This is a genomic window from Chitinophaga costaii (assembly GCF_900094705.1).
GTDB classification, from domain to species: Bacteria; Bacteroidota; Bacteroidia; order Chitinophagales; family Chitinophagaceae; genus Chitinophaga; species Chitinophaga costaii.
The window spans coordinates 1-1,173 of sequence record NZ_FMAR01000054.1 but is presented as its reverse complement, the minus strand read 5'-3'; the positions used below and the strand labels follow the sequence as shown (position 1 = coordinate 1,173).

At 44.4% G+C, this 1,173-nt stretch carries 1 protein-coding gene; it reads left to right on the top strand.

Going from position 1 to position 1,173, the window contains the following annotated elements; genetic code table 11:
• Positions 1–1,170: IS4 family transposase (locus tag GA0116948_RS20925; RefSeq protein ID WP_139111400.1), on the top strand; the 1,170-nt coding region annotated here is incomplete at its 5' end.
• Positions 1,171–1,173 lie beyond the last annotated feature (3 nt).

The window sequence follows — 1,173 nt, the reverse complement described above, 5'->3', positions numbered from 1 at the left end:
TTGTCACAAATATTAGATGTAATACCAAATTCACTAATATATTCTGCTAACCGGAAGCATAAATCAAACCGCTATTATAAGCGGCTCCCTTTAAGGGTTCACCTGGTAACATTGTTGTATGGTGTATTTAGCTATTGCAATGGGCTGCGGGAGCTTTGCGAGGGGATGCTGGCCTGCGAAGGCAAGTTGTCTCACCTGGGGCTGGATAAAGCGCCAGCCCGCAGTACGATATCGGATGCGAATAACAAGCGCAGCTACCGGGTTTTTGAAACAATCTATTACGGATTACTGAAGCAGTATCATTCATTTATCTCGGACAGCCGGTTAAAGGGGTTGAGCATTCGCAATCTAAAGATAATAGACAGTACAACCATTTCACTGTTCAGTGACCTGTTGCAGGGTGTCGGGCGTAACCGGTTGGATGGCTCCAGGAAAAAGGGAGGTATCAAAGTACATGCGATGATGGATGCCTTCAGCGGGGTAACCGAATTTGCACGTATCACCGCCGCTAAAGAGCATGACCGGCAATTTCTGTACAAGTTGAATTTACAGCCCGGCAGTTGGTTAGTATTTGACAAGGCCTATAATACCTATCATCACTTTGCGAAATGGACCCATGAAAAGATCTGGTTTGTAAGTCGCATGAAGGAGAACGCTGTTTTTCACGTGACTAAAGTGCTGGTAGATAAAACACGTAGGAAAAAGGCGGTAGGGGTCATCAAAGAACAATACATAACCGTAGGGGTTAAAACAAATGGGGCGGTGACGGCCCGATTAAAACTTCGACGGATCACATATAAAACCAAAGAGGGTAAAATATATGTGTACATCACTAATGATTTTACGTTGCCGGCTGCAAAGATCGCCACCATCTACAAAAACCGCTGGATGATCGAACTGTTGTTTAAACAGATAAAGCAGAACTTCCCTTTGAGATATTTCTGGGGAGCCAGCGACAACGCCATCAAGATGCAGGTGTATTGTGTGCTGATCGCTCAGTTACTGATGGTAGTGATCCGCAAAAAGGCCGCGACCAAGAAATCGTTCGCTAATATGATTACGGTGATCCGGCTGCATTTAATGAGCTATGTGGAACTGCTGGAATTTATAAAAGATACCTATAAGGCCTGGCGAAAGACACACAATGCATCATTTGCTTTTTCAACTTAATGG